The sequence below is a fragment of the Streptomyces sp. NPDC046197 genome (assembly GCF_040646295.1).
GTDB lineage: Bacteria > Actinomycetota > Actinomycetes > Streptomycetales > Streptomycetaceae > Streptomyces.
On the sequence record NZ_JBEYZY010000011.1, the window covers coordinates 219,286 to 236,672 of the forward strand.

At 70.8% G+C, this 17,387-nt stretch carries 20 protein-coding genes and 1 pseudogene; 11 read left to right on the forward strand and 10 right to left on the reverse strand.

Features of this window, described 5'->3' with window-relative positions; genetic code table 11:
- Positions 1 to 141: 141 nt before the first annotated feature.
- The 5 genes from AB0A61_RS18140 to AB0A61_RS18160 all read right to left on the reverse strand — a co-directional run bounded on the left by AB0A61_RS18140 (position 142) and on the right by AB0A61_RS18160 (position 4,548).
- Positions 142 to 1,347, reverse strand: coding sequence for a PP2C family protein-serine/threonine phosphatase (locus AB0A61_RS18140; protein WP_067246241.1), 1,206 nt, complete (start codon positions 1,345 to 1,347; stop codon positions 142 to 144).
- 891 nt (positions 1,348 to 2,238) lie between these two features.
- Positions 2,239 to 2,847: a hypothetical protein gene (locus tag AB0A61_RS18145; protein WP_361292774.1), complete on the reverse strand. Its 609-nt coding sequence runs from the start codon at positions 2,845 to 2,847 to the stop codon at positions 2,239 to 2,241.
- Positions 2,848 to 2,945: 98 nt separating this feature from the next.
- Positions 2,946 to 3,311: a hypothetical protein gene (locus AB0A61_RS18150; protein ID WP_361292776.1), complete on the reverse strand. Its 366-nt coding sequence runs from the start codon at positions 3,309 to 3,311 to the stop codon at positions 2,946 to 2,948.
- A complete protein-coding gene (locus AB0A61_RS18155; protein WP_361292778.1) occupies positions 3,311 to 3,982 on the reverse strand; it encodes a hypothetical protein in 672 nt (223 codons plus the stop codon). Before AB0A61_RS18155 ends, AB0A61_RS18150 begins: the two co-directional genes overlap by 1 nt.
- On the reverse strand, positions 3,973 to 4,548 hold the full coding sequence (locus tag AB0A61_RS18160; protein WP_361292780.1) for a sigma-70 family RNA polymerase sigma factor: 576 nt from the start codon (positions 4,546 to 4,548) through the stop codon (positions 3,973 to 3,975). The genes AB0A61_RS18155 and AB0A61_RS18160 overlap by 10 nt, the downstream gene beginning before the upstream one ends.
- Before the next feature lie 153 nt (positions 4,549 to 4,701).
- Between AB0A61_RS18160 and AB0A61_RS18165 the strand changes: the two genes are divergently transcribed.
- From AB0A61_RS18165 to AB0A61_RS18195, 7 genes are all read left to right on the forward strand, one after another.
- Complete coding sequence (locus AB0A61_RS18165; RefSeq protein WP_135790982.1) at positions 4,702 to 5,199, forward strand: Asp23/Gls24 family envelope stress response protein; 498 nt, start codon at positions 4,702 to 4,704, stop codon at positions 5,197 to 5,199.
- Positions 5,200 to 5,283: 84 nt separating this feature from the next.
- On the forward strand, positions 5,284 to 5,451 hold the full coding sequence (locus tag AB0A61_RS18170) for a hypothetical protein (protein ID WP_030645371.1): 168 nt from the start codon (positions 5,284 to 5,286) through the stop codon (positions 5,449 to 5,451).
- Positions 5,448 to 5,855: an Asp23/Gls24 family envelope stress response protein gene (locus AB0A61_RS18175; protein ID WP_361292783.1), complete on the forward strand. Its 408-nt coding sequence runs from the start codon at positions 5,448 to 5,450 to the stop codon at positions 5,853 to 5,855. Before AB0A61_RS18170 ends, AB0A61_RS18175 begins: the two co-directional genes overlap by 4 nt.
- A gap of 112 nt (positions 5,856 to 5,967) precedes the next feature.
- Complete coding sequence (locus AB0A61_RS18180) at positions 5,968 to 6,594, forward strand: DUF6286 domain-containing protein (RefSeq protein WP_352089193.1); 627 nt, start codon at positions 5,968 to 5,970, stop codon at positions 6,592 to 6,594.
- A gap of 27 nt (positions 6,595 to 6,621) precedes the next feature.
- A complete protein-coding gene (locus AB0A61_RS18185; RefSeq protein ID WP_352089194.1) occupies positions 6,622 to 7,230 on the forward strand; it encodes an alkaline shock response membrane anchor protein AmaP in 609 nt (202 codons plus the stop codon).
- Positions 7,231 to 7,315: 85 nt separating this feature from the next.
- Positions 7,316 to 7,471 (forward strand): DUF6131 family protein, encoded by a 156-nt coding sequence (locus AB0A61_RS18190; RefSeq protein WP_099054839.1) that lies wholly within the window; start codon positions 7,316 to 7,318, stop codon positions 7,469 to 7,471.
- 350 nt (positions 7,472 to 7,821) lie between these two features.
- Positions 7,822 to 9,063 carry a PP2C family protein-serine/threonine phosphatase gene (locus AB0A61_RS18195; protein ID WP_361292785.1) on the forward strand — a complete coding sequence of 414 codons (1,242 nt, stop codon included), beginning with the start codon at positions 7,822 to 7,824 and terminating at the stop codon, positions 9,061 to 9,063.
- 62 nt (positions 9,064 to 9,125) lie between these two features.
- On the opposite strand, the gene AB0A61_RS18200 is transcribed toward AB0A61_RS18195, so the two are convergent.
- On the reverse strand, positions 9,126 to 9,731 hold the full coding sequence (locus AB0A61_RS18200) for a DUF5994 family protein (RefSeq protein WP_135790987.1): 606 nt from the start codon (positions 9,729 to 9,731) through the stop codon (positions 9,126 to 9,128).
- 353 nt (positions 9,732 to 10,084) lie between these two features.
- Here AB0A61_RS18200 and AB0A61_RS18205 point away from each other — a divergent pair, with 353 nt between their 5' ends.
- The 3 genes from AB0A61_RS18205 to AB0A61_RS18215 all read left to right on the forward strand — a co-directional run bounded on the left by AB0A61_RS18205 (position 10,085) and on the right by AB0A61_RS18215 (position 13,151).
- Positions 10,085 to 10,777, forward strand: a complete 693-nt coding sequence (locus AB0A61_RS18205; RefSeq protein WP_361292787.1) for a DUF5994 family protein — start codon at positions 10,085 to 10,087, stop codon at positions 10,775 to 10,777.
- 122 nt (positions 10,778 to 10,899) lie between these two features.
- Entirely contained in the window at positions 10,900 to 11,763 is an 864-nt protein-coding gene (locus AB0A61_RS18210) for a slipin family protein (protein ID WP_310769905.1), read from the forward strand.
- A gap of 119 nt (positions 11,764 to 11,882) precedes the next feature.
- Positions 11,883 to 13,151 carry a bifunctional GNAT family N-acetyltransferase/ATP-binding protein gene (locus AB0A61_RS18215; RefSeq protein WP_361292790.1) on the forward strand — a complete coding sequence of 423 codons (1,269 nt, stop codon included), beginning with the start codon at positions 11,883 to 11,885 and terminating at the stop codon, positions 13,149 to 13,151.
- A gap of 39 nt (positions 13,152 to 13,190) precedes the next feature.
- Here AB0A61_RS18215 and AB0A61_RS18220 read toward each other — a convergent pair whose 3' ends face one another.
- The 4 genes from AB0A61_RS18220 to AB0A61_RS18235 all read right to left on the reverse strand — a co-directional run bounded on the left by AB0A61_RS18220 (position 13,191) and on the right by AB0A61_RS18235 (position 16,195).
- Positions 13,191 to 13,676, reverse strand: a complete 486-nt coding sequence (locus tag AB0A61_RS18220; RefSeq protein WP_351945045.1) for a DUF5994 family protein — start codon at positions 13,674 to 13,676, stop codon at positions 13,191 to 13,193.
- A gap of 283 nt (positions 13,677 to 13,959) precedes the next feature.
- Positions 13,960 to 14,232, reverse strand: coding sequence for a hypothetical protein (locus tag AB0A61_RS18225; protein WP_030645389.1), 273 nt, complete (start codon positions 14,230 to 14,232; stop codon positions 13,960 to 13,962).
- A 258-nt stretch (positions 14,233 to 14,490) separates the two neighbouring features.
- Positions 14,491 to 15,027, reverse strand: coding sequence for a DUF5994 family protein (locus AB0A61_RS18230; protein ID WP_030645391.1), 537 nt, complete (start codon positions 15,025 to 15,027; stop codon positions 14,491 to 14,493).
- A gap of 190 nt (positions 15,028 to 15,217) precedes the next feature.
- Positions 15,218 to 16,195, reverse strand: coding sequence for a magnesium transporter CorA family protein (locus tag AB0A61_RS18235; RefSeq protein WP_361292792.1), 978 nt, complete (start codon positions 16,193 to 16,195; stop codon positions 15,218 to 15,220).
- 275 nt (positions 16,196 to 16,470) lie between these two features.
- Here AB0A61_RS18235 and AB0A61_RS18240 point away from each other — a divergent pair.
- Positions 16,471 to 17,367, forward strand: a pseudogene (locus AB0A61_RS18240) (acyl-CoA desaturase); the annotation flags it as partial.
- Between the last annotated feature and the right edge of the window lie 20 nt (positions 17,368 to 17,387).

Here is a 17,387-nt window from a genome sequence, read left to right on the forward strand (position 1 = left end):
CATGTGGGCGCTGCCGGACCCGATGCTCGCGGCCCCCGTCACCGACCCGGCGCCGCCCGATGGGTGGGCCGCCGAGGAGAAGTGGGACGGTTCTCCAGACACCTCGTGATGTCTCATTCGCGTTGGCACCGTTCACCCAGGTCACGACTGGTCCTTCGTGCGTGCGGCTGAGGCTTGCCGGGTGTCTGCGCCGCTGCTGACGTGCCGCTGGGTCTCCTGGGGGCCGTGCCAGTCCAGGCAGACGGCGGTGGCATCGTCTTCGAGCCGGCCGTCGGCGGCGTCCCGGACCGCGGACGTCAGCGCCAGCGCGGTCTCCCTCGGGTGCAGATTCCGGGTGCACCCCAGCAGGGCGGGCAGATCGACCTTCTCTCCGTGACGTTCGAGCATGCCGTCGGTGAACATGAGCAGACGGTCACCGGGCCGCAGGTCGAGGTCCTGCACACGGTACGGGTGGGGAGTCAGCTCAGACAGCCCGAAGGGATGGTCCACCTCGCAGGTGATCGTCTCCACAGCCCCGTCGCGCATGCGCAGCGGCCAGGGATGACCGGCGTTGACGAATTGGGCCCGCCCGGTATGGAGATTGATGCGCAGGAGCTGCCCGGTGGCATGACCGTGGCCGTGTTCGATCAGTGCCTGGTCTGCCCGGTGGGCCTGTTCGCCCAGGCCGGTGCCCGCCCGGCGGGCACCGCGCAGGGCGCCCACCAGGACCGTGGCGGCCAGGGCGGAATCCATGTCGTGGCCCATGGGATCGGTCACCGACACGTGCAAGGTGTCGCGGTCCACGGTGTAGTCGAAGGTGTCGCCGCTGAGGTCCTCGGAGGGCTCCAGGTTCCCGCACAGGGTGAACTGTGCGGCCTCGCACGACAGCGACAGGGGCAGCAGCTGGTACTGGATTTCAGCTGCCAGGGTGGCCGGCTTGGAGCGTTTGCCCCAGGTGTAGAGATCGGTGAAGCGGCCGTTGGCGATCACGATGTAGGCCAGGATGTGGGCGGCTTCCCCGACTGCGTCGAGCACGTCCTCGCCAGGGCCGGTCGGCAGGAGCAGTTCCAGCAGCCCGATCGCATCCCCGCGGTTGGTGACGGGCACGATCACCCGCTGCCCCTCGCCGGTCGCGTCCTGATACAGGCGCTGGGTACGGATCACCTCCTCGTAGACACTGCCGAACAGGGGAACCCGCTCGGCCTGCCGCCCACCTTGAGTGGGAGCGGTGGACAGCCGAGCCACCGCCTTCCCCGTCAGGTCCACGATGAGGAAAGAGACCTTAGTGGCCTCGAAACGCCGCCGCAGGTCCTCCGCGATCACGTCGACGGCGTCCGCCGGCGCCGCTGTCTCCGCTGCTGTCAGCAATCGAGTGAGCCCACTTTGTCCACCGCTCACGACCGCAGTCCCTTCCGCACCCCCCACCAGCTTGGTAATCACCGCAGTGAGCGTCAATCCGTGAACAGTCACGCTCCGGCGTTCGCCCGCGGACGGGGCCGCCACGGCTGCTCTGTACAAAAGCGGCTCGACGGGCCCATGTCCTAGGAGACACGCCAGAGTCTGGATAACGATGGCTGGAGAGCGCTGCTCTCTCTGGATGCCGGGCGTTTGGTGTTGCGCTCGCGCAGGGACAGGAACCTCGCACCCTCCTTCCCCGAGGTTCGTTCCGGGCACGGTCCAGCTGCCGACGCGACGGCCCTGGACGGCGAGCTGGTCGTACGGGAAATCCAGCAGGCTCGCCTTCGAGCGACTCCAGGGTCGCCTCCAGCGGCGCGGTGCCGGCGCTGCCCGGCTCGCCGAGCAGTGGCCCGCCCACTTCGTCGCCTTCGACTTGTTGCGCCTGGCGGGCACCGACACGACCAGATGGCCGTACGCGGGCGCCAGGGCGGCTGCTCCGGAACGCCTTTTTACCGAACAGAACCTCACCGCGCCGTGGGCGCTGTGCCCGTCGTTCCCCCCGCTGGCCTGGGGATTCACGAAACTGCGGACAGGGCCCTGAAAGCGGCCAGGGCTACTTGTCGCCCGAGCCGGACGGGAGCCGACCCGCAGGTCCACCGCGGCCCGGTCCGTGAGGCGGGGAGCAAGGCTGCGGCTCAACCGGGCGAGGGCCTCGTCCACCTCCAGAGTCTGACCGAGCACGTCGGGACCAGCCGTCCGTCACCACGCAGGCACCTGTCGTCGTCCCCGCGTGCCGCACGCCTCCCGGCCAGCGCCCACAACAGCGGGCAGCGCTCCCGCGGGACGAGGGCACCTCCCGGGTCACGATGGCACAGATCGTGCGTGGAACTCCCCGTCGCCACCCGCCACACCAACGGCGGGGCCATGGGCGCCATCGCGGGGCGCCGTCACTGCGGTCACGTCAGCGGCTCCCCCGGCTCGTTGGCTGAACCGGAGGAGCCTGAGTCGAGCCAGCCCCATGGATGCGCTGCTGAACGCGGCCCACCTCCGGGTCCCCCTCCCGAGTCCCCCGCACCCGAATGCCTGCCGCGATGTGCTGCAACGGATCGGACGCCTCCTGCGCGGTCGGCAGCCGCCCTCCGACAACAGCAGCGGGCCGGCGCCGCAAAGCACCCGGGACAGCGGGCCCGTCACCGTCTCCGGCACCGGCACCGGCGGCAACGGTCCCGTCAGGCCGGTCAGAGCGGCATTGGGGTCACGGTGCGAGACCCAGACCCGCTCGACGGCGCCGTCCTCGTCCATCAGATCGGCCGCGGAACAGTCGGCCAGTTCCGGCACCAGCACGCGGCACACCCGTCTGAGCCCCTCGACTGCGTCCAGCGTGCTCGACAGCGCCGCCGCGCTCCGGGTGGCGAACGCCAGCCGGTCGAGCGCCGCTCGCAGCGCCGCGTCCGCGTCATCCTCGTCCATGGCGACCACCTGCCCGCCTGGTGGCTCTACGGCCGCTTCCGCCCTGGGAAACCAGCTTGCCGAACGACGGTTCGCGGGGCCTGTGCCCGCGCCGCCGCTCATGCCGCGTCGCGCCAGGCGGCGATACCGGTCACCGTGACCGCGACGGTGACCGGCTCCGCGGCACCGTGGGTGGCGAGGTGGGTGACGAGGGCGGCTGTCACCCGGTCGTGGACGATTCGGGCGATGTCCAGCGCCCGCCGACCCTCCGTCAGGACGCAGCGCACCTCGATGTGCCATCCCGACCCGTCCGGCGCCCGGTCGGCGCGAACGCCGGCCTCGGGCGGCGTGGTGTCCGCCCGGGCGGGCGCGGCGGCTGCCGCGAGGCGCCGGGCGAGGCGGGGCTGCAGGGCGGCCACGCCAGGAACCGCGAGGGCTGCCTCGGCCGCGACGCCGAGGAGCACGGTGGTGCCGGTGGCGGTCATCATCCGCCACCGCCCGTCGGGAGGCGGGGACCGAGGGGCGGCCCCGGTTCCAGAACGTCGGCCACGGTGATGTCGACGGCTGTCACCGTGAGCCCCAGGTCCTGTCCGGCCGAGTGGAGGACCGATCGGCGTACCTGGTGGACCCGGTCGGGCAGCGGGCGGTCGAGGGCAGCGGCCAGGGTCATGGTCACCCGCACGTCGGTGCCGTTGCCCTCGGGTACGAGCCGGCAGGTCGCGGCCCTGGCACCGGGGACCGTGTCCGCGGCCCGCCTCAGCACCTTCGCCGCGGCGCTCTCGGCGATCCGCAGGTCCCGGTCGGGGTCGGCCAGGGGCAGCAGCCGCCCGAACCGGACCTCTGCCCTGACGACGTCCATGACCCGGTCCGCGAGTGCGTGCAGGCCCGGAGGGTCCTCGTCGCGCAGCGCCCGGGCGGCCGCGTTCACCGTTGCCAGTCCCTCGACCGCCTCTCGGCAGTATGGACAGGACACCGGGTGCGGGTCCGCGGCCGGTGGTGCGTCCCGCGCCTGTTCCCAGACCCGGCTGAGCAGGCGGCCGCAGGGCAGTACCTCATCGCCTGCGATCGGGGGCACGTCGGCGGCGGCCCAGCCGTTGCGGGGCCCGCCGGCTCCGGGCGGTCCGGGAGGCCGCGTGTGCGGGTCGTCTAGCGCCATGAGCCCATCGCCTCCTGCAGGGATCGGCGTGCCCTGAACAGTCTGCCGCGTACCGTCTGCTCGCCGGTACGCGTCACGTGCGCGATCTCCTTGTAGGGCAAGCCCTGCACCTCCCTCAGGATCCAGCAGACCCGCTGCCCGGCGTCCAGCTCGGCGAGCGCGCGGAACAGGGCGGCCATGGCCGCGTCCTCCTCGGCGGTCCGGGCGGGCTGGCTCCACGCGTCGCCCGCCGCGGGTTCGGCGACGGCATCCAGGGAAAGAGGCGGCGGCCGTCGGTGGCACATGGTCTGGCAGCGGTTGACGGTGATCCGGTACATCCAGGTGCGGAACTCCGCCCTGTGGCGGTATTCCGGCAGGTGGCGCCAGGCGCTGACGAAGGCGTCCTGAACGGCCTCCTCGGCGTCCTGGGGGTTGCCCAGCATGCAACGGGCCAGGGTCAGCAGGGACCGGCTGTGCCGCTGGACGAGAACGGCGAAGGAGTCCTCGTCCCCCTCGGCCGCCCGTACCGCCAGCAGGCGGTCGGGCAGGTCGCATCCCAGTCGTGGGGAAGCAGTGCGTTCGATCATGGCGCTCCCACGCAGGCTCGGAACAAGCGTGTACCCCTGAACCGAGCTGTGATGCATGTCACACATCGGGCATGTGAGGAACACGCCGCCCGGTATGTCCAACCTTTGACGGGCACCATTCCGGTGTCCGGCCGACCGATCGAGGCGACCGCCATGACGGACAACATCACCAGCGTCGGCGGGGGCAGCCGGCCCGAAGCGGACGTGAGCGCGCTCAAGGGCCGCACCGGGGCCGGGGCTCCGGCCGAGACACGGGGCAGGACCACCATCGCGGACGGTGTGGTGGCCAAGATCGCGGGCATGGCCGCCCGCGAGGTACCGGGCATCCACAGCCTGGGCGCGGGGATGGCCCGCGCCTTCGGCGCCATGCGCGAACGCGTCCCCGGCGCAGGCGGAGGCGGAGGCGGAGCGGTCACCCGCGGCGTCAAGGTCGAGGTCGGGGAACGGCAGGCCGCGGTGGACCTGGACGTCGTCGTCGAGTACGGCGTCTCCATCGTCGACGTCGCGGGCGGCGTACGCACCAACGTCATCAGCGCCGTGGAGCGGATGACGGGCCTGGAGGTCGTCGAGGTGAACATCGCCGTCGACGACGTCCATCTGCCTGACGACGAGGAGGAACAGACCGAACCGAACGAGGGCCGCGTGAGGTGACCGCTGCCAGGAGCACCGCCGTGTCCTCGGGCCCGAGCGGATGATCACGGCGAGAGGGACGCTCGCGAGACGGGTGAGTGCGAGATGAACACAGCAACGACGGGACTCGCGGCCGGCATGGCCCTCGGCTTCGCCGGCTACTTCGGCGGCTTCTGGGCCTTTCTGCTGGTGCTGGTCCTCGGTGCGGCGGGGCTGATCGTCGGCCTCGTCGTACAGGGCGACCTGGACCTCCGGACACGGAGGCAGCGGTGAAGACCCGGCCCGGTCCCCCTGGCGAGGGGTCGGGCCCGCCGGCGCCGGCCGCCGGGCTGCCGCCCCCGGCCGAGCGGGGCGCCACCGTCATCCCCGACAGGGTGGTCGCCCGTATCGCCGCCCAGGCCGCACGCACGGCCCAGTCCCGGCGCGCCGCCGTACCACCCGACCGCGGCGGACCGGCGGCACCCCACGCCTCCGCCGCCGTCCGTACCGGATCGGTGCGCCTGCATCTGACCATGGACCTGCCCTACCCCACCGACATCCCCCGTGTCTGCGAGCGGATCCAGCGGGACGTCGCCGAACGGGTCGCCCAGCTGACCGGGCTGCGAGTGGGAGAGGTCCTCCTCACCGTCCGGCGGCTGGTGACCGCCACCGACTCGAGCCGGGGGCGGGTCCGGTGAGCGGCCGGGCGGCCCGGGTCACCGGGCACGCCGTGCAGGAGGGGCGATCGTGATGACATCCGGTCCACGTCCCCCGGGCCGCGGCTCCGCGTCGTCCACGCACCGTGCCGCGGTGCCGCTGACGAAGGAGCCCGACTCTCCCGAACGCGACGTGTCCACCTCGGACCTCACAGCCGGTGAGCGCGCAGGGGGGCACCGAACCCGTCGCAAGTGGTCCGCGCGCCGCATCACGGCGGCGCTGGTCGCCGCGGTGATCCTCGTGGCCGCGGTCGTGACGCTCGTCGACGTCATAGCCGTACGGGCGGGACGCCCGGCGGCGGCCTGGCGACGGCGCCTGGCCGACGAACTGGCCACCCGCCCGGTGGACGACGTGTGGATGTTGACGGGAGCCGCCGTGGCCGCCGCCGTCGGCGTCTGGCTGATCGTCCTGGCCCTCACCCCCGGTGAGCGCCGCTGGCTGCCCCTGCGCTCACCCGCCGGCTGCCCGCGAATGCGGGCCTTTCTGGAGCGCGACGGCGCCGCCGCCCTGCTGCGCGACGCCGCCATGCGGGTCCCCGGAGTCGGCGCGGCGCACGTCCTGGTGCGCCGCCACCGCATCAAAGCCCGCGCGGACGTCCGCTTCCGCGACCCCCGGCAGGTGAAGGACGACCTCACCGCCGTCCTCGGCGAGGAACGCGACCGGCTGGCCCTCGCCCGTCCTCCCCGCATCGCCGTACGGGTGCGGCGACGCACCCGCTGACACAAGACCGCAGCACCGGAGCCCGCCATGACGCCGCGATCCGCACTCAACCGCACTCTGCTGGCCCTCGTCGGACTGGTCCTCCTCGGCGGCGGACTGCTCATCCTCTTCGCCGGGCTCGACCTCTACCGGCAGCACGATCTGGCCCCACCCGCCGGCTGGCCCCTGACCACCCCGGCCGACGTCCTGCTCGGCTCCGCCGACCGGGCCCGCTGGAGCAGCCAGGGCTGGTGGTGGTGGCCCGCGGTCATCGCCGCCCTCGTCGTCGCGGCTCTGCTCGCCCTGGGGTGGCTGCTCGCCCAGCTGAGCCGACGTCGCCCCGGCTCCCTGCCCGTCGGCGGCACACCCCCGCAGGAGGGCGTCGAACTGCGCGACCGCGCACTCAGCGAAGCGATCGCGAACGAAGCCGGTGCCCTGCCAGGGGTAGGCCATGCGGCCGTACTCATCACCGGCCGACCGGGCCGCCACCGCACCCGCATCAAGCTCACCCTCACCCCCGAGGGCACGCCCGGCGCCACTCTCGGTGCCCTGTGCGAAGGCCCGATCGGCACCGCGCGTCGGTCCACCGGCCTCACCGACATGCCAACCGAGGTCCGCCTACAGGTCAGCCGCCACGGACCACACCGCGTGGAGTGAGGAGGAGATCGGCCGTTCCCGCCGACGCCCTTGCGGCCCATAGCAGTTCGCGGGCGCGCCGGCACCACTCCCCGAAGGAGAGATCATGATCATCCTGGGCGTCATTCTGCTCGTCGTCGGCTTCCTCACGGGCCTGTCCATCCTGTGGACCATCGGGATCATCCTGCTGGTCGTCGGAGCCATCCTGTGGATCCTCGGCGCGATGGGACACGCCGTCGCCGGCCGACGCCACTACTGGTAGTCGGAATCGTCGCCCTGCAGGACAGTGATCCAGGCTGCGGGCAGGCCGGCAGACGTCGCGGACCCCACCAAGACGTTCGCGGCGGCGGACGACAACGGCGGAGAGGTCGATCCGCCTGAGGCCGCCGCCGGTGCCGGCCAGCCGCCGCGGTTCGGAGCGCGGGGCGACCGGTGGCCGTTGTGCCGGTCCTCGCCGCACGAGCGCACGGCCGACTCGTCGGGGAGTCGGTGGATCGGCCCCCACGGTCCGGGCGGAAGTTCCCCACGCGTCGGCCCGTGAGTCTCCGTCGGGAGTTCGTATGCACAGCACCTTCGTGAGGATCCGCCCGAACGTCCCCTGGGGCCACGGCGATGACGGGCGGTGAGCGGCAAGGACCCGCGGAAGGCTCCACCCGGTCGGAGCGCTTCGGGGAGCAGTTTCTGGGAGTTCTGCTGGACCAGGGGCACGAGTTGCCGCCGCACGAGCTCGGTCCGCTCGTCGCACGGCAGATCGGCATGCCCGGCGGCCGCGAGACCTCGCTCTTCCTGCAGGACTACGGCCAGGTGTGGCTCGTCCCCCTGCCGGGTGACGGGCTGGCGGCCGGGGAACCGCAGCCGATCGACGGCTCCGACGCCGGACGCGCCTTCCGGGAAGCTCGTCCCGTCGAGGTTTCGCAGGCCGACGGTGTGCGGGTCTATCTGCCCCTGCTGGACGGTGGCGACCAGGTGGGCGTCATGGCCGTCACCCTGGACCGTCTCCAGGACGACGAGCGACGGCTGCTGCGCAGGCTCGCCTCACTCGCGGCCGACATGCTGGTGACCAAGCACGGTTACACCGATCTGTTCTTCCGGCTGCGCCGCAGAGAACCGATGAGTGTGGCGGCGGAGATCCAGTGGTCGCTGCTGCCACCGCTGGCGATGTCCACGCCCCGGGTCGAGCTGGCCGGGATGCTGGAACCCGCCTACGACGTGGCCGGCGACAGCTTCGACTACGCCCTCAACGGCGATGTCTTGCATGTGGCCATGGTCGACGCGATGGGCCACGGACTGGACGCCGCCACGATGGCCACGGTGGTCATCGGAGCCTACCGGCATGCCCGGCGCATCAGCGTCGGCCTGTCGGAGATCTATACGTTCATGGACCGGGCCGTCGCCGATCAGTTCGGCCCCGACCACTTCGTGACCGCTCAGATGATGCGGCTCAACACGGCAACGGGCAGGCTTCAGTGGGTCAACGCCGGACATCCCGCTCCTCTGTTGATCCGTGGACACCGTGTCGTACGACCGCTGCAGGGCCCGACGACGCTGCCCGTCGGCTTCGGCGGTCACGAGCCCCGGATCAGCGAAGTGGCTCTCATCCCCGGCGACCGGATCCTGTGCTTCACCGACGGACTGATAGAGGAGCGCGATGTCGGCGGTGAGGAATTCAGTGAGGAGCAGCTCATCGGGTGGGTGAACCGCCTTGAGCCCACGGCCCAACAGATCCGGACGGTGGCGCGCTCCCTCTCCCACACGCTGCAACGGGCGCGGGGCGGGATCACGACGGACGATGCGACGCTCCTGCTGATCGAATGGCGCGGGAGCGCCACCGACGACCTCGCCCTCCCGGAGTGAGCCGGCCTCCCACCCCCAGGGAAAGGCCGACGGCACGCAGCCTTTCCCCCACCGCCGATCTCTCACACTCCTGCTGCCGCGGTGGGCACGTGACGGGTGACCGGTCCGTCAGGAGTGCGTGAGGCGGGGTGGGGGGCGTCGTGTCCGCCTTCGGAGTCCCAGACCGCCTCCCCGAGTGAGTCCGAGTCGGCCGCTGCCTCTGCCGCGGCCCGGAAACGTTCGGCCTCATGGATCAGGCCGGTCGCCGTGAGGCTCCGTGACGGGTCGGTGGCCGCGGCCATGAGCCGGGCCGCGGTGGCCGGGGCTGTCTCCGGTGGGATCACCAGCAGGTCCCAGCGGCCGAAGGTGTAGGACAGCAGCAACAGCTTGTGCGGATCCTGCCCGGCGTTGGACCAGCCGACGCGCACCATGTGGCCGTGCGCGGGCACTTCCCCCGGAATGACCGGCCAGAACGTGCGGCTCACCGCTACCCGGGTGATCCGCCCCCACAGCCGGTCGAGACATTCGACGAGCGCCGGGAGCTGCTCCGTCAGGTTGCGCGAACGGGGCCACCAGGCACCGTCGATGAGGGCCGGAGGGGCGCCGGCCGGCGCCAGCGTGAGTCGGAGCGGTGACGAAGAAGGAGCCCGGCCTCCGACTGCGGGTGTGAACGGAATGGTCGCGGTCATGGCGGGGACCCAACCCCGGGCCGGTCACGGCCGGCCCGGTTGTGATGAATCGCCGAGAACGACCCGGCGTGGAAGCCGGTGTACGAGATGCTCTCGGTAATCACCAGGATACTCCCCGCCCGCGCCCGGCGGACCGATGCGGAGCGACGGGTTGAACAAAACACGAGGAAAACCTCCCGCGCAATACAGCCAAGGAGTGCCGGCCAGGGCATGCGAGCCGTCGGGCGTGAGACCGGTCCGGTAGCCGGCGTACGACGTGCCCCGGCGCCCTCAGCCCACTGCCCGCCGGTATCGACAGCCGCTTCACGGATCCGGCGGCGCCTCCACAACCGCCCCGGCGTGTGCGGAGTACCGTGGACAGCACCGAGGACATTTCGCACACCGGCTTCCACTCCGGGTCGTTCTCGGCGAGAGACGAAACCCGGGGCGCCGCCAAGGCGGCCCGGAGACGGGTCCGCATCATGTCGGCGACCTTGCACCAAGCCCTGCCACACCACGAGTCCGTCGCAGCCCCGGCCGCGCGTCTCGCGCTGAAGACCGACGGCCCGTCGCGCGGCCTCCTGGACGGTGCCTGGTGGCCCCGCTCCCGGGACCTGCTGAGCGAGCTGCCCGCGCTGACCGATGTGCTGGACCCTCTGTGGGGCCGCATCACCCGCATCGCCGTCAACCCGACGTACTGGCCGGTCATCCCGCACGAGATCCCCGTGGGCGGTCATGTCGTCAAGGCCGGATGGTTCACCCCGGAGATCGACCCGCACAAGCTGCTGCTGCTCTCCTACGGCACCGGCCGCTGGGACCTGCTGGTCATCCCACCCGAGACCGAGACGGAGTCGGCGGCCCGCCTGATGGCGGCCGCGTCCGACTACGACGGCCCACCGCTGACGTCAAGCGCTCTCATGGCCGCGGACGAGACCCGGCACGCCGTCTCCGCCGCCGACCGGCCACTCGAACCGGACGAGGCAGGGAAGTACGAGGAGGACGGCCCCGCCTCAGCGGCCGTTCCGGCAGGGACGGATCGCGCCAGTCGCCTGGTCATCGGCATGTGAGACAGTCGCCCGACCGGCGCCTTCCCGGGTTTCGGCCCTGCCTCGCGAACCGGCGCAGGCACATGCAGGGGTCTCGACCGGCGGATACCCGCCCCCGTGGTCCTCGTCCCGAGGAGCAGTACATGCAAGCCCTGATCGTTCTCATCGTCGTGATCGGCCTTCTGGCCGTCCTGGCCCTCGCCCTGTCCGTGAAGGTCGTCAAGCAGTACGAGAAGGGAGTGCTGTTCCGCTTCGGCCGACTCGTCGGAACACGCTCCCCGGGACTGCGGTTCATCATCCCGTTCGTCGACACCCTGCACCGGGTGTCGCTGCGGGTCGTCACCATGCCGATCCAGTCCCAGGGCATCATCACCCGGGACAACGTGAGCGTTGACGTGTCTGCGGTCGCCTACTTCCGCGTCGTCGACGCCGTGAAGTCGGTCGTCGCCGTGGAGAACGTCAACGCGGCGATCAACCAGATCGCCCAGACCACCCTGCGGAAGGTCGTCGGCCGGCACACGCTCGACGAGACGCTGTCGGAGACGGACCGTATCAACCTGGACATCCGCCAGATCCTGGACGTCACCACCGTCGACTGGGGTGTGCAGGTCACCCTGGTCGAGCTCAAGGACATCCAGCTGCCCGACACCATGAAGCGCGCCATGGCCCGCCAGGCCGAGGCCGAGCGGGAGAAGCGAGCGAAGATCATCAACGCGGAGGGTGAGTCCCTGGCCGCAGCCGCGCTCGGCGACGCCTCGGACACCATGATGGCCCACCCCCTGGCGCTTCAACTGCGCAATCTCCAGAGCCTGGTGGAGATCGGTGTCGACCAGAACACCACCGTCGTCTTCCCGGCCCCCCTCATGAGCACGATCGGCGAGCTCGGCTCCTTCCTCGCCCGGGAAACCGCTGCCGCCGCACCCGCCGCGGCAGCGCCACCGGCCGGCACCGGCCGCACCCACACGTCCCTCAGCCCGGCAGGCAGCGCGCCCGGCACCGCGGCGTGAAGCCGACTACGGCCCGAGCGATCCGTGGCACCAGGGAGGATTCGTGACCGTCGCCTGTCGCGCGCATCCTCCGGGCACCGGCTGATGATGGGGGTACGGCCGAACACGCGGAGCTGATCATGACGGGTTGGCGGGTCAGGGACTACACCCAGGACGATCTCGAAGCGGTGATCCGTGTCGACATGCAGAGCGGCACGACCGAGGAGCCGCCGCTCTTCCCACTCTCGGACGCCGTGACGGCCCTCCAGACCCGCCACCCGGCCGTGGTGGCCACGGCCGACGACGTGCTGATCGGCGCCGCGGTAAGCAGGGTGGAGGGCGAACGGGCATGGATCCTGCGCATCTGCATGGCGCCCACCTGGCGGCAGCGCGGGCTGGGCAGTGCCCTGATCACCGCCCTTGAGCAACGCGTCTTCGCCGCCGGCGTCCGCGCGGTGCACGCCGCCCTGCCCGAGGGCGAGACCGGTGCCACCGCCCTGCGCAATTGCGACTTCGGCGCCCGCCCCGGGCTGGTCTTCTTCGAGAAACGCGGACCGGTGACCCCGCAGTCGGCCGGCACGCTGTCCTCGCTCGGAGCGGAGCTGCCGCCAGGGGGGCTCTGGCAGAAGGTCGCGGGCATGCAACGGGAGAAGCAGCTCATCGAGCGGCGCCTGGTCCTGCCGCTGGCCCATCCCGAACTGGCCGCCCAGCACGGAGTGGAACCGCCACGGGCGGTGATGCTGTTCGGCCCGCCCGGGACCGGCAAGAGCACGTTCGCGCACGCGATCGCCGGCCGCCTGGGATGGCCCTTCCTCGAACTGTTCCCCGCCCGTCTGGCCGCCGAGTACGGCCTGGCGACCGGGCTGAACCGGCGCTTCGACGAGATCGCCCGGCTCGACCACGTCCTCGTCTTCATCGACGAGGTCGAGGAGGTCGCCGGCGAACGCGGCGGCGCGGACGCGACCGCCGTCGGCGTCGTCAACGAACTGCTCAAGGCGATCGTCCGGTTCCGAAGCCAGGACGGACGGCTGCTCGTCTGCGCCACGAACAACGTGACCACGCTCGACTCCGCGTTCCTGCGGCACGGCCGCTTCGACTACGTGCTGCCGATCGGCCCTCCCGACCACACCGCCAGGACCGCACTGTGGGAGAGCTACCTGGCCCGAGCGGGCGCGCGGGCCGACAGCGCGGTACTCGCGTCCGCCAGTGAGGGGTTCACCCCCGCCGACATCGCCCACGCGGCGCGTACCGTCTCCCAGGCCCAGTTCGAGCGCACCTTCGACACCGGAACCCGGACCACCCCCACCACCGACGACTACCTGGACACGATCTGCGACACCAAGCCCACGGTCAGCGCTGCCATGGCCCGGGAATTCGCCCAGCAGACGGAGGAGTTCGCCCGCATCTAGCGTCCAGGCCGGGTGGGGAGTCGATCTGCGACGGACGTGTCAGGCCGGCGTAGGTGGCGTGTCGCTGCCCGTTTCGATGAGGATCTGCCTGGCCTCGGTGACGTTTGCGGCCCGTACGGCCCTGGCCATCGCGGCGCGTGCCGCGTCGGGCGACGTGTCCGGAGGAACCAGCAACAGAGAGAAAAGGTCCCCTTCGCCTCGGGTGATGAGGACGGTGTCGTCACCGACCGGGAAGGAGTCGATGTGCACGACCCGGTCGTCGACCATCACCCGGGTCGGCAGTTCGTCCCAGGCGCTGCCGTCCAGACCGACCCGGGTGACAGGCCCGAGATGCTCGGTCAACGCGGAGATCAGCGAGGGAAGCTCGGCACCGATGTCCCGGGACCGCGGCCACCATGCGCCGTCCAGGATTCCCTCGCGTGCGTGGGTGGTCTCCAGTCGCAGCAGGGCCGTTCCGGGTTTCACCGACCGGTGCACGGCGTCCGGCAGGAGCCTGGGGAAGTCGGGGGTGTCTGAGCCTGCCATGGTGTCCGCCCGTCCGCAGAGAGCAGTGCGACCGCACGGCGTGCGACCACGATACGACCCTGCTACCTCACGGTACTCCGCACGACGCGCCCGCGAGCGCTTCGCCGCAGGCGCGGTTGCGGAAACAGGCAACGGCTCCGGCGTATACCCGCCGGAGCCGCCCTTCCGGGTCATTGCACGTGAGCGTGCGCCGACCCGCTCTCCAGGTTACGTCAAAGGGACTAATCCGCCATAAGCAATCCTTGCGAGGGTTCACTTCGGTCCGAGAAGCCGACGCGGCGGTTCAGCCACGCCCTTCCTCTTCCGTCTCCATCTGCCGGATCCCCTGGTGCGTCAGCGTGATCATCCCGGGCGTGTTGCCCCTCTCCCAGTCCACGACGACCCAGCCTTCACCTGCCAGGTACATACAGGCAGCGGCCATGTCCTGCTCAGGGATACCCAGGTCCGTGCGGAGCTTCGCCCCATCGACACCCAGGAGGCGATTGCCCTCGGCGGCCTGGTACAGAGCCTGCATGATCCTCTCGCGGTACGTCTTCCGGTCCCGCAACATCGCCATGACGCGCCTTCCTCTACTGCCCACGGTCGGGCCGAAGCCGATGTCATCCGCGGTCGCCGTCGCGGTGGGGCGCGTCGGAACGGTCGCGTCCACCGACCGACGGTGTCTCCGGGCCCGACGCCCGATCCCCGGCAGAACATCGCTGTAGTGGAAGGCAGCGATCCGTTCGGCGTGCTGGCCGTTGAGCCGGTGGATCAGAACGACTCCGACGGCGATCAGGACGAGCAGCACGGCCACGGCGATGACGAGCATGGGATCTCACCTCCGCCGACCGGCGGGCGAAGGCCCTGCCGAGCCGATGGGCCGGGGCAGGGACGACGGTCGACCTGCTCCGCCGTCGGCCTCCCAGGCTTCTTCCCTGTTTCGTGCATCGATCCTGTCTGCTGCTTGCTCCCGGGCCGAGGCATCGACGCCGTCGCCGACCATCAACTGCGCGGCGGCATCCGCACCGGTTTCCGGCGGAATCACCAGCACGTCCCGGCGGCCGTCAGCGGAGAAAAGAGTGAGTCTGTGGGGATCCTGCTCCTCGGTGGACCAGCCCACCTGCACGGTGCGCCCGGCGTAGGACACCCAGTGCGGCAGGACGGGCCAGTAGGCCGGGTGCACGGTGACACCCGTGATACGACCCCAGAGATCGCCCAATGCGGCCGTCAACGACGGCAGCTCACGGGTGAAGGCACGGGAGCGAGGCCACCACATACCGTCCAGCCCGCCCGGCGCGGGCGTCAGGGACAGCCGGGCCGGCTGCGGCGGCGCACATCTGATCGATGTCGTACGGTCAATGGTCACAGCCATGGCGCGGACCTGTCCCCGGGCTCGTGGGTGCGGCCCGGCGCTGTCGATCACCGGGAACGGCACCCGCGTCGGAGCCGGTGCGCGAAGAACTCCCGGTGTCTTCAACACTACTCCGCTCACCGGTCCGAAAAGCCCGGGATGACCAGGCAGTTTCCTACCTTCAGGACCTGGTCGCCGGTGCCGATGCCGGTCAGAGCCAGTCCTTGCGCTTGAACGTCAGATACAGCAATGCGGACAGGAGCACGATGACGGCGGCGGAGGTGATGAAGCCCGACTCGTGGCCGAAACCGGGATAGGGGAGGTTCTGGCCGTAGTAGCCGGTGATCGCGGTGGGAACGGCGATGATCGCGGCCCAGCTCGTCACCTTCTTCATGATCAGATTCATGCTGTTGGCCTGGACCGAGAGGTTCGTCTCCATGACCGAGGCCACCAGGTCCCGCAGTGATTCCGTCCACTCGGTCGCACGCAGCACGTGGTCGTAGACGTCCTGGTAGTACGGGACGAGAGGGTCGGTGATCAGGTGCAGGCCGGGGCGCATGAGCCCGTTGACCACCTCGCGCATCGGAAGCACGACGCGGCGCAGCCGGACGAGCGATTTGCGCAGTGCGAAGACCCGGCGCTGCACGGCTTCGATCTCACGGCGCCCGGCCGCGAAGAGCAGGCCCTCCAGCTCCTCGATGCTGTCGTCCAGTTGCTGGACGGCGGCGAAGTGTCCGTCCACGAGATGGTCGAGCAGGCCGTGCAGCAGGAATCCGACGCCGTGGCCGGCCAGATCCGGGCTCTCGTCCCAGCGGGCGACGACGTCCTCGATGTCGAGGCCGTCGTCCTTGCGGACGGTGATCATGGCCTGGCCGGTGAGGAATACGGCGATCTCGCTGTACGTCAGCTGCGCACCGTCCGGGCTGACGGCCACGGCATAGGCGCTGAGGAACTCGTGGGTGCGATAGCGGTCGAGTTTCGGCCGCTGTCCACGCTGGGCGGCATCCTCCAGAGCCAGTTCGTGGATGCCGAACTCCCGACCGAGCATGGTGAGTTCAGCGGCTCCGGGCCGGTGCAGGTCCAGCCACAGGACCGACGCCGGATCAGCGAGATGCGCTGAGACGTCACTGGCGGGAAAGCCCTCCAGGACCAGAGTGCCGTCGTGATACAGCCGGGTACGCGTCACCATGGCCCGAGGCTAGTGTCTTATACCCCTGTCATGCCGCTTCGCCCCGATTGCCAGCGCGGCTGGTTCATCGACAGCAGCCACCCTCCGTGGGGGCCTTATGTCAAAGCCCGCGACATCCGGAGCTCCGACCGACGAGCATCGGGTGCCGGTCCGAAGGCAGGAATGTGGGTACCCGGCTGCCGCATCGCATCCGGCCTGCACCGCACGACCGGATGCGGCCCGTCAGCCGGGAAGGACACTCCGAGACCATGACCACGCATACCCTGCGCCGTCGGGGCTGGAGCGCGTTCGTCGTCATCGGCGCCGGGTGGTGGACCCTGGCGCTCGCCGCGTTCCTCGCCGTGATGTTCGGGCAGGTGGCTCTGCTCGCCCACGACGTCGCGCACCGCCAGGTCTTCCGCCGGCGCCGGCCCAGCGAGACGGCCGGCCGCATCACCGGGGCCGCGATCGGGATGGGCTACGGATAGTGGCAGGACAGACACACCCGCCACCACGCCAACCCCAACCACGAGGACCTCGACCCCGACATCGCCCCGGACCTGCTGGTGTGGTCCCAGGACCAAGCCCGCGCCGCGACCGGACTGCCGAGGATCATCGGCCGTCGGCAGGCGTTCCTCTTCTTTCCCCTGCTCCTGCTCGAAGGGGTCAACCTTCATGTCTCCAGCGCGCGAGCACTGGGCAATCGCGCCCTGAAGAACCGCGCCCTGGACGGCACGCTGCTCTACGGGCACACCGCCGCCTACCTGACCGCAGTGTTCCTCGTCCTCCCGCCCGGTATGGCGATCGCGTTCCTGGCCGTCCACCAATGCCTGTTCGGCCTGTACCTCGGTTGTCTGTTCGCCCCCAACCACAAGGGCATGCCGATCCTGACCGGCGAGGACCGCCCCGACTTCCTGCGCCGCCAGGTCCTCACCGCACGCAACGTACGCGGCAGTTGGTTCACCGACCTCGCCCTGGGCGGCCTGAACCACCAGATCGAACACCACCTGTTCCCCAGCATGCCCAGCTCCCACCTGCGCAGGGCCCGGCCCGTCGTCCGCCGCTACTGCCAGGACTGGGGAGTCGACTATCGGGAAACCGGACTGATCGCCTCCTACCGGCAAGCACTCGCCAGCCTCCACCGAGCAGGAGCGCCACTGCGGCGAGCCCGTATCAGCAGCGCCCGAGCATGACGCACCGGCGCCGGCGGTAG